The sequence below is a fragment of the Flavobacterium sp. AC274 genome (genome assembly GCF_979258275.1).
On sequence record NZ_OZ409852.1, the window covers coordinates 789,672 to 811,611 of the forward strand.

Below are 21,940 nucleotides of genomic sequence, written 5' to 3' on the forward strand. Positions count from 1 at the left end.
GCCTCACTTTTAGGAATCAAACAAAATCATGGTATTTTTTATGAAAAAAAATTGATTTTATATTTTAAAAAATTATCTTTGCGCTCTGAAAAAAGAGGTATTTTCGATAAACCTAAATAGCTATTTAATAAATACATAAGTAATGTCAAAAGTAATAGGAAAAGTTGCTCAAATCATTGGACCAGTAGTTGACGTAGTTTTCAACGGTAAGGATGTTGAACTTCCAAAAATTTATGATTCACTAGAAATCACTAAAAAAGACGGAACATTGTTAGTTCTAGAAGTGCAATCTCACATTGGAGAAAACACTGTTCGTACCATTTCTATGGACTCTACAGACGGTTTGTCAAGAGGATATGAAGTAGTTGGAACAGGAAATCCAATCCAAATGCCAATCGGTCCAGATGTATATGGAAGATTATTTAATGTAATTGGAGATGCAATTGATGGTTTAGGAAACTTGCCAAAAACAGGAGAAAATGGTTTGTCTATCCACAGATCAGCTCCTAAATTCGAAGATCTATCAACTTCATCAGAAGTTTTATTCACAGGTATTAAAGTAATCGATTTAATTGAGCCTTATGCAAAAGGAGGTAAAATTGGATTGTTTGGTGGTGCAGGTGTTGGTAAAACAGTATTGATTCAGGAGTTGATCAACAATATTGCAAAAGGTCACGGTGGACTTTCAGTATTCGCAGGAGTAGGAGAAAGAACACGTGAAGGAAATGACTTGCTTCGTGAGATGTTAGAGTCAGGAATTATTAAATACGGTGATGATTTCATGCACTCTATGGAAAATGGAGGATGGGATTTATCTAAAGTAGATATGCCAGGAATGAGAGAGTCTAAAGCTACTTTCGTTTTCGGACAAATGAATGAGCCACCTGGAGCTCGTGCACGTGTGGCACTTTCAGGATTATCTATCGCAGAGTACTTCCGTGATGGAGCAGGAACTGATCAAGGTAAAGACGTATTGTTTTTCGTTGATAACATCTTCCGTTTTACACAAGCAGGTTCTGAAGTATCAGCACTTTTAGGTCGTATGCCTTCTGCAGTAGGATATCAACCAACTTTGGCAACAGAGATGGGAGCTATGCAAGAGCGTATTACATCTACAAATAAAGGATCTATTACATCTGTACAGGCGGTTTACGTTCCTGCGGATGACTTAACTGACCCGGCACCAGCAACAACGTTTGCTCACTTAGATGCTACAACAGTATTGTCTCGTAAAATTGCTGAGCTAGGTATTTATCCAGCGGTTGACCCGTTAGATTCTACTTCAAGAATTTTAACTCCTCAAATTTTAGGAAATGAGCACTACGACTGTGCACAAAGAGTAAAAGAAATTCTTCAAAAATACAAACAATTGCAAGATATTATTGCGATCTTAGGTATGGAAGAATTATCAGAAGAAGATAAATTATCAGTATCAAGAGCACGTCGTGTTCAACGTTTCTTATCTCAGCCTTTCCACGTAGCGGAACAATTTACAGGTATTCCTGGAGTATTGGTTGACATTAAAGATACTATCAAAGGATTTAACATGATTATCGACGGTGAGTTAGATCATTTACCTGAAGCAGCTTTCAACTTGAAAGGTTCTATTCAGGATGCTATCGAAGCTGGAGAAAAAATGTTAGCTGAAGCTTAATATAATTATGATTTATGAGTTATAAATTATGAGTTTCAACTCACTTATAACTCATAATTTATAACTCATAACTAAAAAAAGATGATTTTAGAAATAGTATCACCAGAAGCAAAATTATTTTCAGGAGAAGTAACTTCAGTTACATTGCCTGGAGTTGATGGAAGCTTTCAAATATTGAATAATCACGCTCCTATTGTTTCTATTCTGGAAAAAGGAACTGTAAAAATTGCAGCTCCAAAGTTTAATTTTTCTAAAGAGGTAGCGAGTAAATTCACGAAAGTAAACGAACAGACCTATACATTAGAGATCAATTCAGGTACAATCGAGATGAAAGACAATAAAGTAATTGTTTTAGCAGACTAAAACAGTTTCAAAATAAATGAAAAAGCCATTCGCCGCGGTGAATGGCTTTTTTTATTTTTAGCAAATGGAAGAAAAAATAGATTTCGAAGTTTCGATTTTTGAAAAGAAAAGAAGTTGGTACGAATTGGCTTTGGCAGCTGTGTTATTCAGCATTTTTATTTATTTACTGATATATGTGATATATAGTTGTTGTTTTGATACTTCTGTTGTTATAATTACCAAACGTTTACGAGGTTTAATTATAATAGGAGGCTTTTGTATTGCTTATGGCTTAAAATTTTCCATGACAAAAAACATGCTAATAGATTTGGATACAAGCATAATAGTTTCCAGATATGTTGTTGGGCCATTTTCATACGATGTTAATTCAAAAATAACAGAATTTGAATATGTTTCTTTCTTTAAAAATAAGTTGGATTGTTATGGAACTAATCTTTGGTATGTCAAAAACAAACATTATAAAATGTATGATTTTGACAACAAAGAAGCAGCTTATCAATTTGCACTTGACATTTCCAATAAATTAAATATCGATCTACTTGACGCTACCGAAAAAGGAAACTTCGTCTGGATAGAAAAAGAAAATCTAAAATAAATAAAAGCCAGACAATTACGAATCGCTTTTATTTTTTACTTTTGAAGTATTAAAATCTCTTTATAAAATATTGATCATTATAAAAGTTCAGTAAGCTTTTATTATTTCGTTTTATCGCGTTGATAAAGCGTGATTTATTTATGTCAAATTTTATAAAGAAACTATATGAAAAATATAAAAAAAGTTGCCGTTCTTGGAGGCGGTGGCAGAACTGGAAAATATCTTGTAAACCAGTTATTAAAAGAAGGATTTAGCATAAAACTTTTGCTGCGACATCCTGAAGATTTTACAATTCAAAATCCAAATATCGAAATTATTAAAGGCGACGCGATTAATTCTAAAAGTATTCAGTTATTACTTGAAGATTGTGATGCCGTTATTAGTACAATCGGTCAGCGTCAGGGCGAACCTTTGGTAGCAAGTTCTGCTACAATAAATGTTTTGAAATCGATGAATGATTTTGGAATAAAACGCTACATTTTATTGGCAGGACTTAATATTGATACACCTTTTGATAATAAAAGTACCAAAACTATTTTGGCTACAGAATGGATGAAAACCAATTTTCCGGTAATTCAGGAAGATCGTCAAAAAACGTATGACCTTTTGGTGAATAGCAATGTAGACTGGACATTAGTTCGCGTTCCGTTTATTGAATTTACAGATGTTAATTCAACCATAATAGTTGATTTGGAAGATTGTCCCGGTGATAAAATCAATGCTGGAGATATTGCAAGTTTTATGGTTGGCCAAATTACAGATGATGAATTCATTAGAAAATCACCATTTATAACCAATTAATAGGCTTTAAAATAAACAGCGGGTGATATCAAACCCGCTGTTTAATATCATTTTCATAACTTTGCTTTTATGAAATTACCTCAAAACCTTATACAGAAATTAGAAATCCGAAAGGAGAATAACTCACTAAGAAAGTTGCCAAGCTTTAATAATCTTGTCGATTTTTCTTCTAATGATTATATTGGTTTTTCAAAATCAGAAAGCATTTTCAAACAAACGCATCATTATTTGATTGAAAATGAAATATTGCAAAATGGCGCAACAGGTTCTCGATTGATTTCTGGAAATCATGATGCATACCAAAACACAGAAATTTTTATAGCGCAATTTCATGACGCAGAATCGGCTCTAATTTTCAATTCGGGTTACGATGCCAATGTTGGCTTTTTTGGCGCTATACCGCAAAGAAATGATGTTATATTGTACGATGAATTAAGTCACGCTTCAATCAGGGACGGAATTACAATGTCGAATGCCAAATCGTATAAATTCAATCACAATGATTTTGAAGATTTAGAACGATTGATACAAAAGTTTCCCGAAACTAATATTTATATTGTTACAGAAACCGTTTTTTCGATGGATGGTGATAGTCCGAATCTGGAAGAATTGGTTTTACTTTCAGAAAAATACAATTGTTATTTAATTGTTGATGAAGCGCATACGTTGGGCGTTTTTGGAGATAAAGGTGAAGGTTTAATGCAGTATTTGAATCTGCACAATCGCATCTTTGCCAGAATAATGACTTTCGGAAAAGGATTAGGCTGTCACGGGGCAGCAGTTTTGGGAAGTTCTGATCTTAAAGAATATCTGGTCAATTTTGCCCGAAGTTTTATTTATACAACCGGATTATCCCCACATTCCGTAATTACAATTCTCACTGCTTATCAATATCTGGAAATCGAAAAAGCAAATATTGAAAAATTGCGCCAGAACATTGTGTTTTTTAATCAACAGAAAAATTTATTAGGATTAAAGCCAATGTTTGTTCGAAGCAAATCAGCTATTCAATCGGCCATAGTTCCGGGTAACCAAAATGTAAAACAATTGGCTCAACAGCTTCAGGATAAAGGTTTTGATGTAAAGCCAATATTGTCTCCAACTGTTCCAGAAGGTCAGGAACGTTTGCGTTTTTGCATTCACAGCTATAATTCAGAAGAAGAAATTAATCAGATCTTAGAATTGTTAGGAAATTTCGTATTTTAGCCCGCCGATTAAACGGATTAAGCAGGTTTGCACGGATGATTATGACTGATTTACTATATAAAGAAATTTCTAAACCTATTTTAAAAATATTTTACGACGTTTATAATCAACTTGGTTATGGCTTTCTCGAGAAAGTTTATCAAAATGCAATGTATTTTGAACTAATTGAAGAAGGTTATAAAGTTGAAGCTCAAAAGCAAATAAAAGTTTATTTCAAAAATAAATTAGTTGGCGAGTTTTATGCTGATTTATTGGTTGAAGACGCAATAATTCTTGAACTCAAGTCTTGTGAGTGTTTAGTAAATGCACATGTAGCTCAATTAATGAATTACTTAAAATCCACAAAAATTGAAGTTGGATTAGTGCTTAATTTTGGAGAAATCCCAGATTTTAAACGCTTAGTTTATACAAATAACAGAAAGCATAATTTGAAGAATCTCTCGGAATGAACATTTAGGAAGTTGATGTTTTTAGTTTAATAATTGTGATAACGAAAATGCAAAAGGAAATCAAAAAGATTTGAGACGAATTAAAAGAAGAATAGAAAAAATAGAACCCATCGTAATGATGGGTTTATTGTTTATTGGTATTTTTGTGGAATAACTCAAGTACAAAACAGATCGAACTGATTTATACAAATTATCTAGTTGGGTTTGTACAAATTAAAAAATAAATCCGCGATAATCGGCTCAATCTGTGTCATCCGCGGTCTATTAATTATGAAAATATTTATTACAGGTATTTCTACCGATGTTGGCAAAACCATAACTTCGGCAATTGTTGTTGAAGCCCTCGAAGCAGATTATTGGAAACCTGTTCAGGCAGGAGATTTAGATAATTCGGATAGTCACAAAGTAAAAAGTTTACTAAGTTGTCCTACTGAGCGAAGTCGAAGTACCAAGTCCCAATTCTATCCCAATTCTTATCAATTAAATACGCCCGCAAGTCCGCATTTGGCTGCAGAAATTGATGGAATTACAATTGATTTAAAAAAATTCAGGAACCAAAAACAGACAATCATTTGGTTATTGAAGGAGCAGGAGGAATTTTTGTTCCGTTAAATGAAGAAGATTCAATTATTGATTTAATTCAGCCCGATTATAAAGTGATTGTAGTTTCGAGACATTATCTGGGAAGCATCAATCATACATTATTAACTATTGAAGCCATTCGAAATCGAGGATTTGAAGTCGCAGGAATTATCTTTAGCGGAAGCGAAAATAAATCAACAGAAAGTTTAATTCTGAATAAAACCAAGATAAAATTTATTGGTAGAATTGATGAAGAACCGTATTTCGACCAAAATGTAATTCGCGAATACGCCGATTTATTCCGTGACAATCTTCTAAATTTATAGAACAAAGAATATAGAATAAAGAAAATAGACTTTCCTATCTTTGTCAAAATTATAGAAGTCTAGTCTTTTCTCTATACTCTCTACTCTATTTTCTAAATACCATGACTTTAACAGAAAAAGACAGCCAATATCTTTGGCATCCTTATACACAACACAAAACAGCACAAACTCCAATCGCAATTTCAAGAGGCGAAGGAGCATTGCTTTGGGATGAAAACAATAAAGAATATATTGATGCGATCGCTTCGTGGTGGGTAAATCCTTTTGGGCATAGTAATAAATTTATTGCAGATGCGATCTATAAACAATTGACTACTTTGGAACATGTTTTATTTGGCGGTTTTACACATGAACCGGCGATAAAAGTGGCAGAAAAACTAATGGAGATTTTGCCTAAAAATCAACAGAAAGTATTCTTTTCAGATAATGGTTCAACTGCTGTTGAGGTTGCGATTAAAGTAGCTTTGCAGTATTTTTTTAATAAAAGCGAAAAGCGAACTACAATAATTGCTTTTGAAAATGCCTTTCACGGTGATACTTTTGCGGCAATGGCGGCAAGCGGCATTTCATTTTATACGCAGGCATTTCAAGGAATGTTTATTGATGTTGTGAGAATTCCGGTTCCGGTAAAAGGGCAGGAGCAAGCTAGTTTTGATACTTTAATAAATGTAATTGAAAATCATAATTGTGCCGGATTTATCTTCGAACCTTTGGTGCAGGGAGCAGCAGGAATGGTAATGTATGAGCCGGAAGCATTAGCAAAATTAATTCAGATTTGTAAAGAGAATAATGTTTTGACTATTGCCGATGAAGTAATGACAGGCTTTGGTAAAACCGGAAAAACTTTTGCGATGGATTATGTTGATGAAAATCCGGACATGATTTGTTTGTCGAAAGCTTTGACAGGAGGAACAATCCCGATGGCTATTACAACTTTTACTCAAGAAGTTTTTGATGCTTTTTATGATGATGATATTAATAAGGCATTATTTCACGGACATACTTTTACGGCAAATCCAACGGGTTGTGCCGCAGCTTTGGCAAGTATTGATTTATTGCAAACTACAGAAATGCAATCTAATATTGAGAGAATAAATGCGAGTCATTTGAGATTTCAAAAGAAAATTGAAAATCACGCAAAAGTTGTAACTGCCAGAACTTTGGGGGTTATTTTTGCAGTTGAAATTAAATCAGATTCAGAAGAAAGTTATTACGGCTCAATGCGTAACAAACTGTATAATTTCTTTATTGAAAAAGGAGTTATTTTACGTCCGGTTGGAAATATAGTATACATTCTTCCACCATATATTATGACAGACGAACAGCTTCAAAAAGTTTACAAAACAATTGAGGAAGCCATTGAAATGGTGTAATTTTGCCCAAAGACGGCACGGATTAAATAGGTTTCACCGGTTTTAATAATTACCAGCGTAAATCAGTTTAATCCGTGGTCTATTTTTTTACTAAATAAAATATTTTGAATACACAAAAAATCTCCATAACAGCTTTTTCTTCTATTTCTCCGTTAGGAAATAATACTGATGCTGTTTGGAAAAAATATCTTGATAATCAACACTGTTTTTCGAAACAATTTTTAGATCAACAAGAAACTTCTGTTGCTGCTCTCGATCAGGAGTCAAAGCAAATTGTTGCTGAAGTCCGCGAATCAGATATTAAATATAAATTTCTGGATGATTCTGTATTGTTTGCTTTAACGGCTTCACGAAAAGCTGTTGAACAGGCAGGCTGGAGTTCTAATGATGTTTTTGGAATTAATATTGGTTCTTCACGTGGAGCGACAGATCTATTCGAGAAACATTATAAAGAATATCTAGATAGCGGAAAAGCACAAACTTTAGCGTCGCCAACAACTACTTTAGGAAATATTTCATCCTGGATTGCTCACGATTTACAAAGTGTAGGTCCGGAAATTTCACACTCTATTACGTGTTCTACAGCGCTTCATGCAGTATTGAATGGAGTTGCATGGCTGAAATCCGGCATGGCCGATAAATTTTTGGTAGGAGGAAGTGAAGCTCCGCTGACTGATTTTACGATTGCTCAGATGCGTGCTCTAAAAATATATTCGCGTATTGATCAGGAAAAAGAACCTTGGCCAAATCTGGCTTTTGATTTTGAGAAAACACAAAACACTATGATTTTGGGTGAAGGCGCAGCAGTTTGTTGTTTAGAAGCGGGAGAAAAGGAAAACGCAATTGCTTATATTACCGGAGTTGGTTATGCAACTGAGATTTTAGAGCATAATATTTCAATTTCTGCAGAAGCAGATTGTTTTCAAAAGTCTATGAAAATGGCTTTAAAAGATGAAAGTTTAGAAGATATTGATGCAATTGTAATGCATGCACCGGGAACAATAAAAGGAGATTTAACTGAGTTGCGTGCGATAGAAAAAGTATTTGGAGAGAATTTGCCTTTATTAACAACTAATAAATGGAAAATAGGACACACTTTTGGTGCTTCGGGAATATTGAGTTTAGAGTTAGCTCTTTTAATGATGAAAAATAATACTTTTATAGAAGTACCTTTTTCAGCAAAACAGAATCACACGAAAACAATAAAAAAGGTTTTAATTAATGCTGTTGGTTTTGGTGGAAATGCTGTTAGCATTTTGATTGAAAAAGCATAGTATTTGAATTGAATTTTAGCCATAAAAAAATCCATTCCGTTTTGCGGAATGGATTTTTTATTTAAGATTGTCCAATTTTAATTAAAAATAATCTTTTTAGTTGCAGTAAAGTCATTCTCAAGAGTAACTTTTACCAGCAATACCTGATTGGATGATTGCAGGTTTTGTATTTGCAGCTCTGTTGTGCCTGCTTTCTTTTTGTTGTAAAGCAGTTTTCCCGAGATATCGAAAACCGTTACCTCTTTGATGTTTTCTGTTGAAGAAGTTACCTTGATGGTTTTGTCTTTTACAGAAACCAGAAGTCCGTTTTCAATATTTTCAAAATCTCCCGTTCCAAGTGTTTTGTTGGTGTAACGCAATACCAAACGATCGGTAAAAGTTCCTTTCTCGGTAGTAAAGGTATAATCGCTTGTTGTTAAATCGTGTATTACCCCGGTTTTCTTGTCTTCCAGATAAATGGCATGGCTGCTCAAATCACCATCGGTCTTATCAATAGAAATCGTAAAATCTCCGGTTATCGTTGTATTGTATCCCAAAGGAACCTGATCTGTATCTGTAAAAGGCAGGGCACGTCCCTGAATAACATAATTGTTTCCGTTGTCAACACTATAGAAATCAACATACGGATTGGCATTAAAACTCACCCCGTCGTATCGGTCTTCGTATTCATTGGTTGCCCCTTGTACATAACCTACCAGCATTTGCTTGAAGACTCCCTTTGTATTGGTCATATTCAGCCATACGTGGTGTGCATCAGTAGTTTCTTTTGATGCGGATTTGAAAAACTGCGTGTTATCGGCAGCTCCAAGTCGCATATCATTGTTAAAGGTCACTGTTCCGCCAGCTTTGGACGTTGCAAAGAAGGATTGTCCGGCGCCTATGAATCCCGATGGTTCCTCGTTGTTATTTCCGGGTGTTCCTCCGGTAATGGCACGTTCTTTTACCACTGTGCTTCCCGTTAAATTATAACTGGCATAATCATCTGAAGTATAAGTGTAGGCACCTGTTAAGGTAACCGGTGTATTATGGGTCCAGAAATACAGGGTTCCTTCTAAAAGAGCTGTGTTTTGGTCCAGGAATTTTTTGGCGCTCAGGGCAGAAGGATATGGATTACCGATTAAATAAGGTTTGCCTGCCGTTAGTGTTTCGCCTAAAATTACACCATTGTTGGGCACGCCGTTAAATTCAGCAGGATAATCTGCTTTTACTGTCAGCGAATAGGTTTGCGGCCCACGGATGATATATCCTTTACCCACTTTCATAACCGTGTTTTTATTGGTAATTACCCAATTATCGCCACTGTATCCGAAATATTTATCCCCTAAAGTCAAAGGAGAAACATCAATAAGTTTTTGCGGGCTTACCGGTGTTGACCAATATACAAAATCACCTCGCCTGATTTTTGGGGCAATACGTTTGTATTTTATGTTTCCTGAGTTCACGGCATTGTCGTTTACCTGAACCAGGCTAGAATGGTTCTCAAATGTCAGGGATGCTGTTGGTGAAACCGTAAGTCCGTTTACAACCGTTAGGGTATAGTTTGAAGGTACTGTTATGGCTATTGCCGGATTTATGGTAAGGGAGCAGGCAGTCAAATCAGAAGATATGGTAAAAGCTCCTGCAATAATGGCCGCTTTGCTGGCATCAGGGGTGCCATTTGACCACGCTGTGCCGCTCCAGGTCGTAGAAGATTGATTGGTAATAACAACGTTTCCAGTAGATGGTGATTTACAACCAACACTATTTGTTACTCTAAAAGTATAGGTTCCGACCGCAAGACCTGTAACTGTATAACTGGTTCCCGAACCAGATGTTGTAACAGCGCCTGGATTTCTTTCTAATGTCCAGTTACCAGAAGGCATATCAGTTAATGTCACTGTTCCTTGGGCAGTACAGGTTACGGGTGTTGGAGTTCCTGTTGTAGGTGGTGTTAATAAAATAGTTGTTGTTGCAATGTTATCATTATTTGTATCTCCCGAAATATCTTCAATTATATTTAGTGAAGGATCTTTTCCTGTTACTTTTGCTGAATTAACAACCCGGCCAGCGGCCACATCAGCAGCCGTAATTGTATAAGTGCCTGTTAATGTAACTTTATCTCCTGGAGCTAATAAAGCAATTGGATTGCCTGTAATAGTTGGTACCAGTGGATCAGTAACCGTGATATCAGTAATTGGCACATCTCTAGTGTTGGTAACTTCAAAAGTATAATTGATTTTATCGCCTAATTTTCCACAAGATGACATGGAGGCTTTTTTAACAAGACTTAGTTCTGCAATTTTTAATGAATTACTATTAAAAGCAATAAAAGCACAATCTGAACTCCCCGAAAAAGTAACCACAAAACGATCTACCGATGCTGCATTAGAAGCATTAATGCCAAACGCACTTGCTTCAATTCCCAACATTCTAATGTCTCTTGTTGCAGCAGGAGTAAAAGCGACGGCACCATTATCAGCCCTAAATAAATCAAGGCTATAAGTCCCAATTGCTGTAACGGTATCAAATTTTATAGATAAAACAGTTCCTACTGTGTTTCCTGCCGCATCTATAAATTTAAAAGTATCATATTGATTCCCTGGTTCAGCTACCTGAGTTACTATTATATCCGGAATATTATCATTTAAACCGTTCGTATTTATATTATTGGTTCCAATTTTAAATTCGGCTACCCCTGCTTTTATGTTTGCAATACCTGTTCCAAGACTCAAACCATTCGTGCCATCCGTAAGTCTGGAAGCAAGTTCTGCACCTGTAGAAGTTGTTCCGGTTAATGCGGGGCGTAAAAAAGCACTACCTGCTGATTCATCTATCATTGAACCCTGCAGATAATACATATTTGTGTTTAACCCTAAAGTTTGAATTTTTAATGCTCTAAATTTTTGAGCATTAAAAGTTACTCCATTTGTAGTAAGCACATTATCATTAACTCCGGTAGAATAAGTTACACCGTTCCATGAAAATGCCAGTAAATTATTCTCTCTGTCAGGTCTGTTTCCTGATCCTGTTACAGCATTTGATGTCCAATATCCTTTCCAGTCGGTATGGATTCTTGAGACAGGAATAATGGTACTTTGGCTTAACATATTAAAGGAAACCAGAAAAAAAGTATTCCTATATTTTTTAAAAATAAAGAACGAATGGTTAAAAGTATTTTTGGGGACATACAATTTAAGTTTGGTTATAGTTTCTTTGGGGATAATTATAATTATTAGTTTTTTGATTTTATTTTTAAAACATGACTACCTGCATTTTGATTATTTATTGCAATTGTCATTATCCAAAAAATCCAACAACTTTCGCTGTCGGATTTAGTACTAAATTTGAGATATTATCTAAACATTGATTTTACTGTATTTATATGTTCATTTTCTAATATCACTTTTACAAGAATTATTTGTTGACCAATACCCAGATTGCCTATAGTTAATTGTTTATCATCAACTTGTTTTTTCTTGTATAATAATTTACCTGAAATATCATAGATATAAACTGTATCAATATTTTCTTTTGATGAATTTATCGTTATCGTTTTATTTTGAACTCCAACCACAACAGTTTCTGCTGTACTTTCAAAATCTCCTGTTCCTAATGTTTTATTTGTATAACGTAGAACAAAACGGTCATTAAAAGTACCTATAGCTGTAGTAAATTTGTAATCGGTTTGAGATAAATTAGTAATGATTCCTAATGTTTTATCTTCAATGAAAATACTTTTGCTTGCTAAATCACCATCTGCGTTATCAATTGCAATTGTAAAATCCCCAGCAATTGTAGATGAATATCCTAATGGCACAACATCGCTATTGTCTAGTGGCAAAGCACGTCCCTGAATGGATAATAATGTTGATTCATTATAAATGCTGTAGAAATTCACATAGGCATTCTGATTGAAAACTGCTCCGTCAAAATCGTTATCAAAATCGTTTGTTGCTCCGTCAACATATCCAATTAAAGTTTGCTTAAAAGCACCTTCATCATTAGTTAAATTAAGCCATACACGATGTTTTTCTAAACTTGCAGCTTTAAAGAACTGAGAGTTATTTCCAATAGCACGCATACTATTGTTAAAGTATGCATTACCAGCTGTTTTTGTAACAGCAAAGAATGATTGCCCTGCTGCAATTTCTCCTAGTGGAGTATCAGTGTTAGTTCCTCCTGTTTTTGAGCTTTCTGCTTTTGTTGCTATTCCTCCAAGTCTGTTATAAGCAGCATAATCATCCGAAGTATATTTGTTTTTCGTAATTTTTGTATTGTGGGTCCAGAAATATATAGTTCCTTCTAAAAATGAATTATTTACGTTTGATAAAAAAGCGTCTGCATCTATTGCTGATGGATATGGATTACCAATTAATTGAGGACTATCAGCCTTAAGTGCTTCACCAGTTATAATTCCGTTATTTGGGATTCCAATAAAATTTACCGGCTGAGCATAAGTAGTTCCTGTCCAATAATCTTTACCATTTGAATAAATGCTATTTGGTTTAGGAACACGAATGATGTATCCTTTTCCTGCTTTCATTACATTATTACCATTTTCAATTGCCCATGAAGTTCCATTATATGACATATACTTGTCACCTAATGTATTAGGAGATAATACTTTTAATTTTTGTCCTATAACAGGAGATGACCAATAAGTATAATCGAAGTTTTTCATAGGAGTCGAGATACGTTCCATTTGAAATGAATCAGCGCTTCCTGTATATGTAGCGGTATTATTTGTTTGTACTAATGATCCGCTGTTTTTTATAACAAGTTTAGCATTTGTATTTACAACAATGTTTTCGTTAACCGTTAATGTTAAATCAGCAGGTATTGTAAAAGTTTTACCTGCAGCTACTGTACAAGAACAAACTTCCAGATTTCCCGTTAAGGTTAAATCATTATTTACAATTATTGAAGAACCTGTTGGAATTATATTCGTCGATCCGTCATACACAGAAGGGGCATCAATAAAATTAATGGCAACATTTGCATCTCCACCATCTTCTCTTAAACGCACTTCAACTTTTGAGCTAGCGTTTAAAGGATACGTTTGCCCATTATTAATTAATGTTGATGCAGTAGTATACCCATTTTGAGTAAAGATTTTTGTGCCATCTATATAAATTTCAGCAACATCATCACAGTTTGCTAATTGTATTTGGTAACGACCACAAGCAAATCCCTGGCGTTTATATGTAATTGCAAATTGATCTACATCTATTGGAGCTCCTTGCCAGCCTGAGTAATAAGAAGGCGATTTTGTTTTGTTCCAGAATGTCTGCGTGTTGATACTTAAATTAGAATCTACGTAAGTACCTGCATAACTTGCTGCAACTAATGAAATGTCCGGAAGTGTAAAACCATAAACGTTCCATTTATAATCTCCAAACGGAAAAGTAGTATCGCCTTTTATAGCACCGTACGAAAATGAAACTCTAGCAGCTTGTGCATTTTCATAATATTCTAATACAAAATTATGCGTTCCGGCTGTTAAGGTATATTGTGCAGCGTATCTGATATAACTATGATCGCCCCATGAATTTGTAGGGCTCATTGCAACTAAATTTCCATCAATATACAATCGAACACCGTCATCTCCTCCAATATTAAAACTGTAAGTTTCAGTTGTTGCTACGTCAGTTTGCATTAAATAACGAACAAAGAATTTGTCGCTTGGTGCAGTACCGCAAAAGTTGTTTGCTTCTACAGTTGCATCTCCGGTAATTGTGCTTTCTCCAACATTTCTGTCAAAAATTGATTTTTCGGCTATAGATCCTACATACGTTGTTGCGTCCGGTGCATTACCTGTATAAGTATAAACAAACCCTTTCCAGTAGTTCATTCCTGGAGTTGGCGTAGCTGTACATAATGGCGCTGTTCCGTTTACATAAACAGTTGCAGAAGAATAATTTGAATTTGCATTACGTAATGTGTATGTAAATGTAGCTGTTCCGGTAAAATTAATTGCCGGTGTAAAAGTGATGTTAGTAGTACCGTTTACAGTTACAGTTCCGTTTGAAGGTTGTGTAACAGTAATTGCTTGTAAAGCAGAACCACCAACAACATCATTTGCTAAAATTGGAATTACAACAGCTGCATTAATTGGAGTTGATATAAAATCATCGTTTGCCGTTAGGGTGTTAACATCTTTTACTGTACCGGTTATATATGGACCTTCACTATTACCATTTCCATTTTTTATTTCGAAAGTATTATACGTGCTATAAACATAAAACCTTACATAGACAGTTTCTGTAGTAAGTACCGGATTTGTATCTGAAGAAAAAGCACCGCTTAAACTAGTCCAATCCGTAGCACTATTTGTTTCAGGAATCAAGACTTTAACTCCTGTTGCAAAATTGACATCTTTCGAATATCTAACCTGGAATTTCTGACCGTCTGCTCCTCTGTAAATAAAGTTAAATTGCTTTAAGGTTAATTGATGATTGGAGTCAGGATTTATTTTAAATTGAATGTATTTGTTGGCATCGTAACTACCGCCATTTTCCGATGGATTTGGCCAGCTTCCGGTTTGAAAAAAGCTGTAGTTGTATTTTGATACTGATAATTTAATGATGCGCCGGTAGCTGTTATTGGTGAGTTTGAATCAACATAGGCATTTGTAACCGGATTAAAACTATTTGAAGCTCCGTTCCAAAGAGACAATGTATTATCTGTATTATCTGCAATTGTTACTTTTACAGTAGCTGTTGAAGTTTCAGTCCCATTTGATATTGTATAGCTGAAAGTGGCAGAACCCGTAAAACCTACTGCGGGATTGAAAGTTATTGTTTTATCCGGGTTAATAATTGCAGTTCCTGTTGACGCTGATGGCGGAGTAGAAATTACAAGTGAAGTAACATTTTCTTTTTTTACGTCGTTATTTAACGGATTGATGTTGACTGCTAATTCTTTTTTTGTATCTACATAATCATTTATAGCCAAAATTTTAGTTGAGTCAAAGTTTGTTATTGTTCCTCTTAAAAGAGGTACAATATTCGTGTTTTTAGTACCTGTTTTTATTTCAAAAGTATTGTAAGTACTATAAGAATAAATTCTGATGTAAACAGTTTCGGTACTTAGAACCGGATTTATTTCTGTAGAAAAATTTGGGCTATAAGTCGTCCAGGAACTTGGAGATGCTGTTTCGGTAACTAAATCCTTAACTCCAGTTGCAAAAGTAGCGTCTTTAGAGTACTTAATTCTAAATTTTCCAGATCCAGATCGGCATTCAAAAGTAAAAGTGCTTAAGTCGGCTTTATAATTTGTATTTGGTTTTATTGCAAATTGTACATATTTGGCAGGATCATACTCGCCACCTTTATCTGCCGGAGTTGGCCAGCTTCCTGTTTGAAAAAACACACTATCATCATTTTCATAAATATAAGATAAACTTGCACCGTTTGATGTTACATTTTGGCCAGTTACAGTACTTGCAATATTTGTAGATGTAAATTGATTACTATTTGATGCTGCATCCCATTTTACTAAGTCAACCTGACTAAATCCAAAAAAAGGTAAAAATAAAAATAAAAGTAAAGTTTTCTTCATGTTAAATGTTTTCTATCAGGTTGTTATGCTGGCATAATAAATTGACCGAGCAAAGATAGATACATCTACGTGTTTGTTTGAAAAGGGGTTTTGGGAAGCGCTATATAATCGATGAAATGTCTAAAAAACCGATGAAATACATTAAAAAAAATGACAATTTGTGTTATTTCCTATAAAACAGTCAAGTTAAAAATAAGAAAAATCGCTAATATAAACGGAAATGAGTGTATTTTTTTGGAGTAATTATCAAAAAAACGTCAGATATGGTGAATTATCCTCAAAATAATGATTTTCTGACATTCCTTAAAATCATTCAATTTATAGGTTTTTTACGATTGTTATTTGAAATGCAAAAGAGATTTTCCTCACAAGCATTTTAAAGTGAAAAATCACTACAAATTTTGTTCAAAATCTTTCAGTTTATCATAAACCAAATTACTTTCATAACCTCTTCTTAATAAATAATCACAAAATTTCTTTCGCTTTTTTAAAGTATTTTTTTCACTTATACTATGCCAACATCTTTCAGAAAGTTCATCAAATGTGTTTTGGTATTCTTCAGCAGAAATTTCCTTTAACGCCAAAGTTATATTAGCATTAGAAATTTGCCTGAATTTCAACTCATTTGTAATTCTGATTTTACCCCAATGTTTAATACGATGCTTTCCTCGGGCAAAACTGCATGCAAAACGGGTTTCATTTAAAAAATTTTCCTGAATTAAGTGAACAATAATTTGATCCATCTCTTCGGTAGTCATTTTCAAATCATATAGTTTGGAAGTTACTTCAGCATGACAACGCTCCTGATAGGCACAAAAGTGTTCTAATTTTTGTATTGCTTCTTTGATTGTCATAGGGTTACAGCAAAATTGATAGTGTGAAAATATTAAATATTTTTAGTTAAAAGTAAGAATTTACAACTAAACACTTAATTTTTTAAGAAAACAAAGATAGAAAATTTCTAAATATGTAATTCTTGTAAGTAAATATTACTTTTATTAACATAAATATCTTTAATTCAGTAACTTAGGTACTGTGCGTTTTTAAGAAAAAAGTATATATAATCATTTACTGAAATCAATGTCCTTTTTTCTTAAAGATAGTACAGGTAAATAATTTGTTAAACTCTTAAACACCACTATTATGAAGCTAAAACTATCTTTATTATTTTCTATTATCTATGCTTCTTTATGGGCTCAGCCTCCACACACATTCACAGCCAATGGCTCATTAGTAGTCCCTGCGGGAGTTACAAGTATGGCAGTTCAGGCTTGGGGAGGTGGCGGAGCCGGAGGTGGAGCTGCTGGCGCTGGAGTACTTTTGGGAAGGGGTGCTGCAGGTGGCGGAGGTGGAGCTTATGCAGCGGCTAATATTACAGTTGTTGCAGGTAACACTTTATCGGTCTCAGTTGCAGGAACTACTTCTGGAACCCTTGGTAATGGAAACACGGGAGGAAGTTCTACTATTTTAGGTTTTGAAAGCTCAATTCTCGCAGCCGGAGGCGCCGGAGGCTTTGCAAATACTACAGGTAATACTCCTACAGGAGGTCCAGGAGGCACGACAAGCGCCTCGGTTGGAACAACAAAAAATCCTGGTACAAATGGAGGAAATGGAAGTTCTGCTCTTCTATCACTAGGACTTTCCTCTGGTGCAGGTGGAACAGGAGCTACACCTGGCGGAGGAGCTGGAGGAGCTGCGATTTCAAGTTTAATTTTAGGTACTGGCCCTGGAAATGCCGGAACCGCACCTGGTGGTGGGGGTTCAGGTGCTATTAATTCTGCTTTAGGTACTGCCCAGATTGGAGGTACAGGGGCACGTGGTCAGGTAATTGTTACCTATACCTGTCCTACTTATCAAATTAACGCAACTTCAGCTGCAAATGTTTGTGTCACATCAGGAACTTCTGAAGTAACAATCACCTCTTCGATTACCTCGTTGCCAATAGGGGTCTATACTGTAACTTACAATCGTAGCAGTCCAGCCGGAACTGCCTTAACAGCACCAATGACAATCACTACAGCAGGTACAGGAACCTTTACTGCTGGTGGTTTTACAACTCTTGGAACAAGCGACATAACTATTACATCATTAACATCTGGTGTTTGTGTTTCTAATATATCTACAAATAATACCGCGACTGTTACTGTATCTCCTGCATCTGTAGGAGGAACGGTTAATGGCGGCACAACAATTTGTAGTGGTTTTACAAGTGCTCAATTAACTTTAACCGGACATACGGGAACAGTTGCAAAATGGCAATCTTCAGTGAGTCCATTTTCAACATGGGCAGATATTGCAAATACATTAACAACTTATACTTCAGGAACACTTACTCAAACAACTCAATTTAGGGCTGTTGTACAAAGTGGTACATGTACTTCTGCAAATTCAGGTTTTACAACTGTAACTGTAAATCCACTGCCAAATATTGCTCTTGGTACGGTTACACCAGTTTGTGCAACTGGGCTTACCCAAAATACAACTTTAACTTATACTGGAACAACAAATTCACCAACGACATACAGCATTGTCTGGAATGCATCTCCTGCTAATACTTTTGCAGCAGTTACTGATGCAACTTTAAATGCAAGTCCGATTAGTATTGCCGTACCTGCTGGAACGGCTGCCGGAACTTATACCGGAACTATAACTGTCAAAAATGCGAATTCTTGTACTTCAAGTCCGGGAGTACCTTTTAGTGTTGTTGTCAATCCTTTGCCAACCATAACTCTTGGTACAGTTGCGCCAGTTTGTGCAACAGGACTTGCTCAAAATACAACTTTAGCATATACAGGAACGACACAAACTCCAACAACTTACAGCATTGTCTGGAACGCATCTCCTGCTAATACTTTTGCAGCAGTTACTGATGCTACTTTAAATGCAAGTCCAATTAGTATTGCTGTACCTGCGGGAACGACTGCCGGAACTTATACCGGAACTATAACTGTCAAAAATGCGAATTCTTGTACTTCAAGTCCGGGAGTAGCTTTTAGTGTTGTTGTCAATCCTTTACCTACCATTACATTGGGTACAGCTGCTTCTGTTTGTGCAACAGGCCTCGCTCAAAATACAACTTTAGCATATACGGCAACTACAAATTCACCCACAACATACAGCATTACCTGGAATGCATCTCCTGCCAATACTTTTGCAGCGGTTACAAACGCAACTTTAAATGCAAGTCCAATTTCAATAGCTGTTCCTGCCGGTACCGCACCTGGAACTTATAGTGGAACTTTGACTGTAGCAAATGGTAATTCTTGTATTTCCAGTTCTGGTGTGGTTTTTAGTGTTGATGTTAATCCTCTGCCAACCATTACCTTGGGTACAGTTGAGCCTGTATGTTCAAGTACAAGTTCTCAAAATACAACTTTAGCTTATACAGCAACAACAAATTCTCCAACAACCTATAGTATTGTCTGGAATGCTTCTCCTACGAATAGTTTTGTCGCGGTTACCAATGCAACATTAACAACTAGTCCAATTTCGATAGATGTTCCTGCCGGAACTGCACCCGGAACTTATACTGGAACCTTGACTGTAGCAAATGGTAATTCATGCGTTTCTAGTCCGGGAGCGGCTTTTAGTGTTGATGTTAATCCTCTTCCAACCATTACCTTGGGTACAGTTGCGTCTGTATGTTCAAGTGCAAGTTCTCAAAATACAACTTTAGCTTATACAGGAACAACAAATTCTCCAACAACGTATAGTATTGTCTGGAATGCTTCTCCTACGAATAGTTTTGTAGCGGTTACCAATGCATCATTAACAACTAGTCCAATTTCAATAGATGTTCCTGCCGGAACTGCACCCGGAACTTATAGTGGAACTTTGACTGTAGCAAATGGTAATTCATGTGTTTCCAGTTCGGGTGTGACTTTTAGTATATTGATAAATGAATCACCTTCAGCTCCAATTATTGGAGCTATAACACCTGCATCATGTACGGTTGCCACAGGTAGTATCGCTTTAAGCGGATTACCTGTCGGAGGGACATTAACGTTATATCCCGGTGAAATAATAAAACCTTATTCAGGAACAACTGTTACTATTTCCGGACTTTCATCCAATACTTACGCTTTTACAGTAAGTAATGGGATTTGTACTTCGGTAATTTCTGCAAATGCGGTCGTGCCCAGTCTAGTTACAAATACCTACACCACTTCATGGTCTAATGGAACACCTACAGCGGATCAGGACATTATTTTTGCGGGAGACTTTATCTCAGCTGGCGGTGGTGTCGGAGATATTACAGCTTGTAGCTGTACTGTAAACACAGGAGTAAGTGTTACAATTCAAGCTTTAGATACTCTTACGTTAACGAATTCATTATCAAATAATGGAGGAAGTGTAACTTTCGAAAATAATGCCAGTTTATTACAAATAAATAATGCAATCAATACAGGTAATATTACTTATAAACGAACTACTACTCCAATTCTTAGGGGAGATTTTGTTTATTGGTCAACACCTGTAAATCCACAAAGGCTTTTTGATGTTTCTCCCTTGACCTTAGGCGATAAATATTTAGCATATAATGGAGATCGTTGGGTAATCACCAATCTAAATACTACTATGATAATTGGAAAAGGATATACTATTCGTGCTCCTCAAAATTATTCAAATACTAATAGAGTTACTTTTACGGCTTCTTTTATCGGTCAGCCAAATAATGGTGATTTATTTGGAGAAACTGTATCAGCGGGTAAATTTTATTTAATTGGAAATCCGTATCCATCTGCTTTAGATGCAAATCTTTTTTTAAGCGCAAATCTTTTTTTAGACGGAACTCTATACTTTTGGACACATAATACTCCTGTGGTTTTAGTAGGTGCTTACCGATATAATTCGGATGACTATGCCAGTTATAATTTTACTGGTGGTGTTGGTATAGGAACACCAGCACCAACGGGAACACCACAAAATAACGACAGTACTCCAACCGGTAAGATCGGGGCGGGTCAATCTTTCTTTGCAACAGCTAATAATGCAGGAACAGTTGCATTTACCAATAATATGCGATTGGGAGGAATTGACAATTCTCAGTTTTTTAAACCTGAAAACAATTCAAATTCAGCATTACCTGAAAGACATCGGTTATGGCTAAATATGACTAATAGCGAAGGAGCCTTTAAACAAATGCTGATTGGTTACATTGAAGGAGCAACTAATGATTTTGAAAGCAAATACGATGGCGTAACATTTGATGGTAATCCGTATTTGGATTTTTATAGTATGGCAAATGATAATAAATATGTAATTCAGGGTCGAGCCTTGCCATTTACAAATACAGATATTGTTCCATTAGGTTACAGAAGCACTATTGCCGGCGATTTTACAATTTCGATAGATCACGTTGATGGCGATTTACGCAATCATGTTATTTATATTGAAGATAAAGTCACAAATACAGTTCATAATTTAAAGAGCAGCAATTATACATTTTCAACTGCAACGGGAACTTATACAGATCGTTTTGTATTGACTTATGTAAACAAAACATTAGGTTTGGGAGAATTTGAGGCGAACGATAAAAATGTTTTGATTGCCGTGCAAAATAAGATAATTACTATTACATCCAGTACTGAAAAAGTAGACACAGTTTATATTTATGATCTTACTGGTAAAATGATTTATAAAACAGCAAATTTATCAGATATAGTGGTGAAAATTGACAATTTGAAAGTCAAAAATCAGGTTTTATTAGTGAAAGTAATTTTGGATACCAACGAAACAAAAACATATAAAATAGTTTACTAGAAAGCAATAATACAG

The 21,940-nt window shown here is 35.4% G+C and carries 13 protein-coding genes and 1 pseudogene; 10 read left to right on the forward strand and 4 right to left on the reverse strand.

All coding sequences use genetic code 11. The annotated features are described in order from the left end of the window. Positions 1 to 142: 142 nt before the first annotated feature. The 9 genes and pseudogenes from atpD to ACZZZT_RS03665 all read left to right on the forward strand — a co-directional run bounded on the left by atpD (position 143) and on the right by ACZZZT_RS03665 (position 8,623). Positions 143 to 1,654: a F0F1 ATP synthase subunit beta gene (gene atpD, locus ACZZZT_RS03625; protein WP_042563499.1), complete on the forward strand. Its 1,512-nt coding sequence runs from the start codon at positions 143 to 145 to the stop codon at positions 1,652 to 1,654. A gap of 81 nt (positions 1,655 to 1,735) precedes the next feature. Then, a complete protein-coding gene (locus ACZZZT_RS03630; RefSeq protein ID WP_042563498.1) occupies positions 1,736 to 2,017 on the forward strand; it encodes a F0F1 ATP synthase subunit delta/epsilon in 282 nt (93 codons plus the stop codon). A 64-nt stretch (positions 2,018 to 2,081) separates the two neighbouring features. Continuing rightward, positions 2,082 to 2,612 carry a hypothetical protein gene (locus ACZZZT_RS03635; protein WP_463459437.1) on the forward strand — a complete coding sequence of 177 codons (531 nt, stop codon included), beginning with the start codon at positions 2,082 to 2,084 and terminating at the stop codon, positions 2,610 to 2,612. Positions 2,613 to 2,777: 165 nt separating this feature from the next. Continuing rightward, the gene (locus ACZZZT_RS03640) at positions 2,778 to 3,413 is read left to right on the forward strand and encodes an NAD(P)-dependent oxidoreductase (protein ID WP_463459438.1); all 636 of its coding nucleotides are present in this window, start codon (positions 2,778 to 2,780) and stop codon (positions 3,411 to 3,413) included. A 69-nt stretch (positions 3,414 to 3,482) separates the two neighbouring features. Continuing rightward, a complete protein-coding gene (locus ACZZZT_RS03645; RefSeq protein WP_463459439.1) occupies positions 3,483 to 4,619 on the forward strand; it encodes an aminotransferase class I/II-fold pyridoxal phosphate-dependent enzyme in 1,137 nt (378 codons plus the stop codon). 41 nt (positions 4,620 to 4,660) lie between these two features. Further along, positions 4,661 to 5,068 carry a GxxExxY protein gene (locus ACZZZT_RS03650; RefSeq protein WP_463459440.1) on the forward strand — a complete coding sequence of 136 codons (408 nt, stop codon included), beginning with the start codon at positions 4,661 to 4,663 and terminating at the stop codon, positions 5,066 to 5,068. Positions 5,069 to 5,338: 270 nt separating this feature from the next. Then, a pseudogene (gene bioD, locus ACZZZT_RS03655) lies at positions 5,339 to 5,976 on the forward strand (dethiobiotin synthase). A gap of 101 nt (positions 5,977 to 6,077) precedes the next feature. Continuing rightward, positions 6,078 to 7,349 (forward strand): adenosylmethionine--8-amino-7-oxononanoate transaminase, encoded by a 1,272-nt coding sequence (bioA, locus tag ACZZZT_RS03660; protein ID WP_463459441.1) that lies wholly within the window; start codon positions 6,078 to 6,080, stop codon positions 7,347 to 7,349. A gap of 104 nt (positions 7,350 to 7,453) precedes the next feature. Further along, the gene (locus ACZZZT_RS03665; RefSeq protein WP_463459442.1) at positions 7,454 to 8,623 is read left to right on the forward strand and encodes a beta-ketoacyl synthase N-terminal-like domain-containing protein; all 1,170 of its coding nucleotides are present in this window, start codon (positions 7,454 to 7,456) and stop codon (positions 8,621 to 8,623) included. Positions 8,624 to 8,700: 77 nt separating this feature from the next. On the opposite strand, the gene ACZZZT_RS03670 is transcribed toward ACZZZT_RS03665, so the two are convergent. The 4 genes from ACZZZT_RS03670 to ACZZZT_RS03685 form a co-directional block, all read right to left on the reverse strand. Continuing rightward, entirely contained in the window at positions 8,701 to 11,709 is a 3,009-nt protein-coding gene (locus ACZZZT_RS03670; RefSeq protein ID WP_463459443.1) for a DUF7507 domain-containing protein, read from the reverse strand. Between the two features lie 245 nt (positions 11,710 to 11,954). Beyond that, positions 11,955 to 14,948, reverse strand: coding sequence for an Ig-like domain-containing protein (locus tag ACZZZT_RS03675; protein WP_463459444.1), 2,994 nt, complete (start codon positions 14,946 to 14,948; stop codon positions 11,955 to 11,957). A 122-nt stretch (positions 14,949 to 15,070) separates the two neighbouring features. After that, a complete protein-coding gene (locus ACZZZT_RS03680) occupies positions 15,071 to 16,162 on the reverse strand; it encodes an Ig-like domain-containing protein (RefSeq protein WP_463459445.1) in 1,092 nt (363 codons plus the stop codon). Between the two features lie 392 nt (positions 16,163 to 16,554). Further along, on the reverse strand, positions 16,555 to 17,016 hold the full coding sequence (locus tag ACZZZT_RS03685) for a regulatory protein RecX (RefSeq protein ID WP_042565262.1): 462 nt from the start codon (positions 17,014 to 17,016) through the stop codon (positions 16,555 to 16,557). Between the two features lie 289 nt (positions 17,017 to 17,305). Between ACZZZT_RS03685 and ACZZZT_RS03690 the strand changes: the two genes are divergently transcribed. After that, positions 17,306 to 21,925, forward strand: coding sequence for a glycine-rich domain-containing protein (locus ACZZZT_RS03690; RefSeq protein ID WP_463459446.1), 4,620 nt, complete (start codon positions 17,306 to 17,308; stop codon positions 21,923 to 21,925). Positions 21,926 to 21,940: the final 15 nt, after the last annotated feature.

What these genes read in the sequence shown, in the direction of transcription:
- atpD (WP_042563499.1), top strand. Translation starts at nt 143, where the DNA reads ATGTCAAAAGTAATAGGAAAAGTTGCTCAAATCATTGGACCAGTAGTT.
- ACZZZT_RS03630 (WP_042563498.1), top strand. Translation starts at nt 1,736, where the DNA reads ATGATTTTAGAAATAGTATCACCAGAAGCAAAATTATTTTCAGGAGAA.
- ACZZZT_RS03635 (WP_463459437.1), top strand. Translation starts at nt 2,082, where the DNA reads ATGGAAGAAAAAATAGATTTCGAAGTTTCGATTTTTGAAAAGAAAAGA.
- ACZZZT_RS03640 (WP_463459438.1), top strand. Translation starts at nt 2,778, where the DNA reads ATGAAAAATATAAAAAAAGTTGCCGTTCTTGGAGGCGGTGGCAGAACT.
- ACZZZT_RS03645 (WP_463459439.1), top strand. Translation starts at nt 3,483, where the DNA reads ATGAAATTACCTCAAAACCTTATACAGAAATTAGAAATCCGAAAGGAG.
- ACZZZT_RS03650 (WP_463459440.1), top strand. Translation starts at nt 4,661, where the DNA reads ATGACTGATTTACTATATAAAGAAATTTCTAAACCTATTTTAAAAATA.
- bioA (WP_463459441.1), top strand. Translation starts at nt 6,078, where the DNA reads ATGACTTTAACAGAAAAAGACAGCCAATATCTTTGGCATCCTTATACA.
- ACZZZT_RS03670 (WP_463459443.1), bottom strand. Translation starts at nt 11,709, where the DNA reads ATGTTAAGCCAAAGTACCATTATTCCTGTCTCAAGAATCCATACCGAC.
- ACZZZT_RS03680 (WP_463459445.1), bottom strand. Translation starts at nt 16,162, where the DNA reads ATGAAGAAAACTTTACTTTTATTTTTATTTTTACCTTTTTTTGGATTT.
- ACZZZT_RS03685 (WP_042565262.1), bottom strand. Translation starts at nt 17,016, where the DNA reads ATGACAATCAAAGAAGCAATACAAAAATTAGAACACTTTTGTGCCTAT.
- ACZZZT_RS03690 (WP_463459446.1), top strand. Translation starts at nt 17,306, where the DNA reads ATGAAGCTAAAACTATCTTTATTATTTTCTATTATCTATGCTTCTTTA.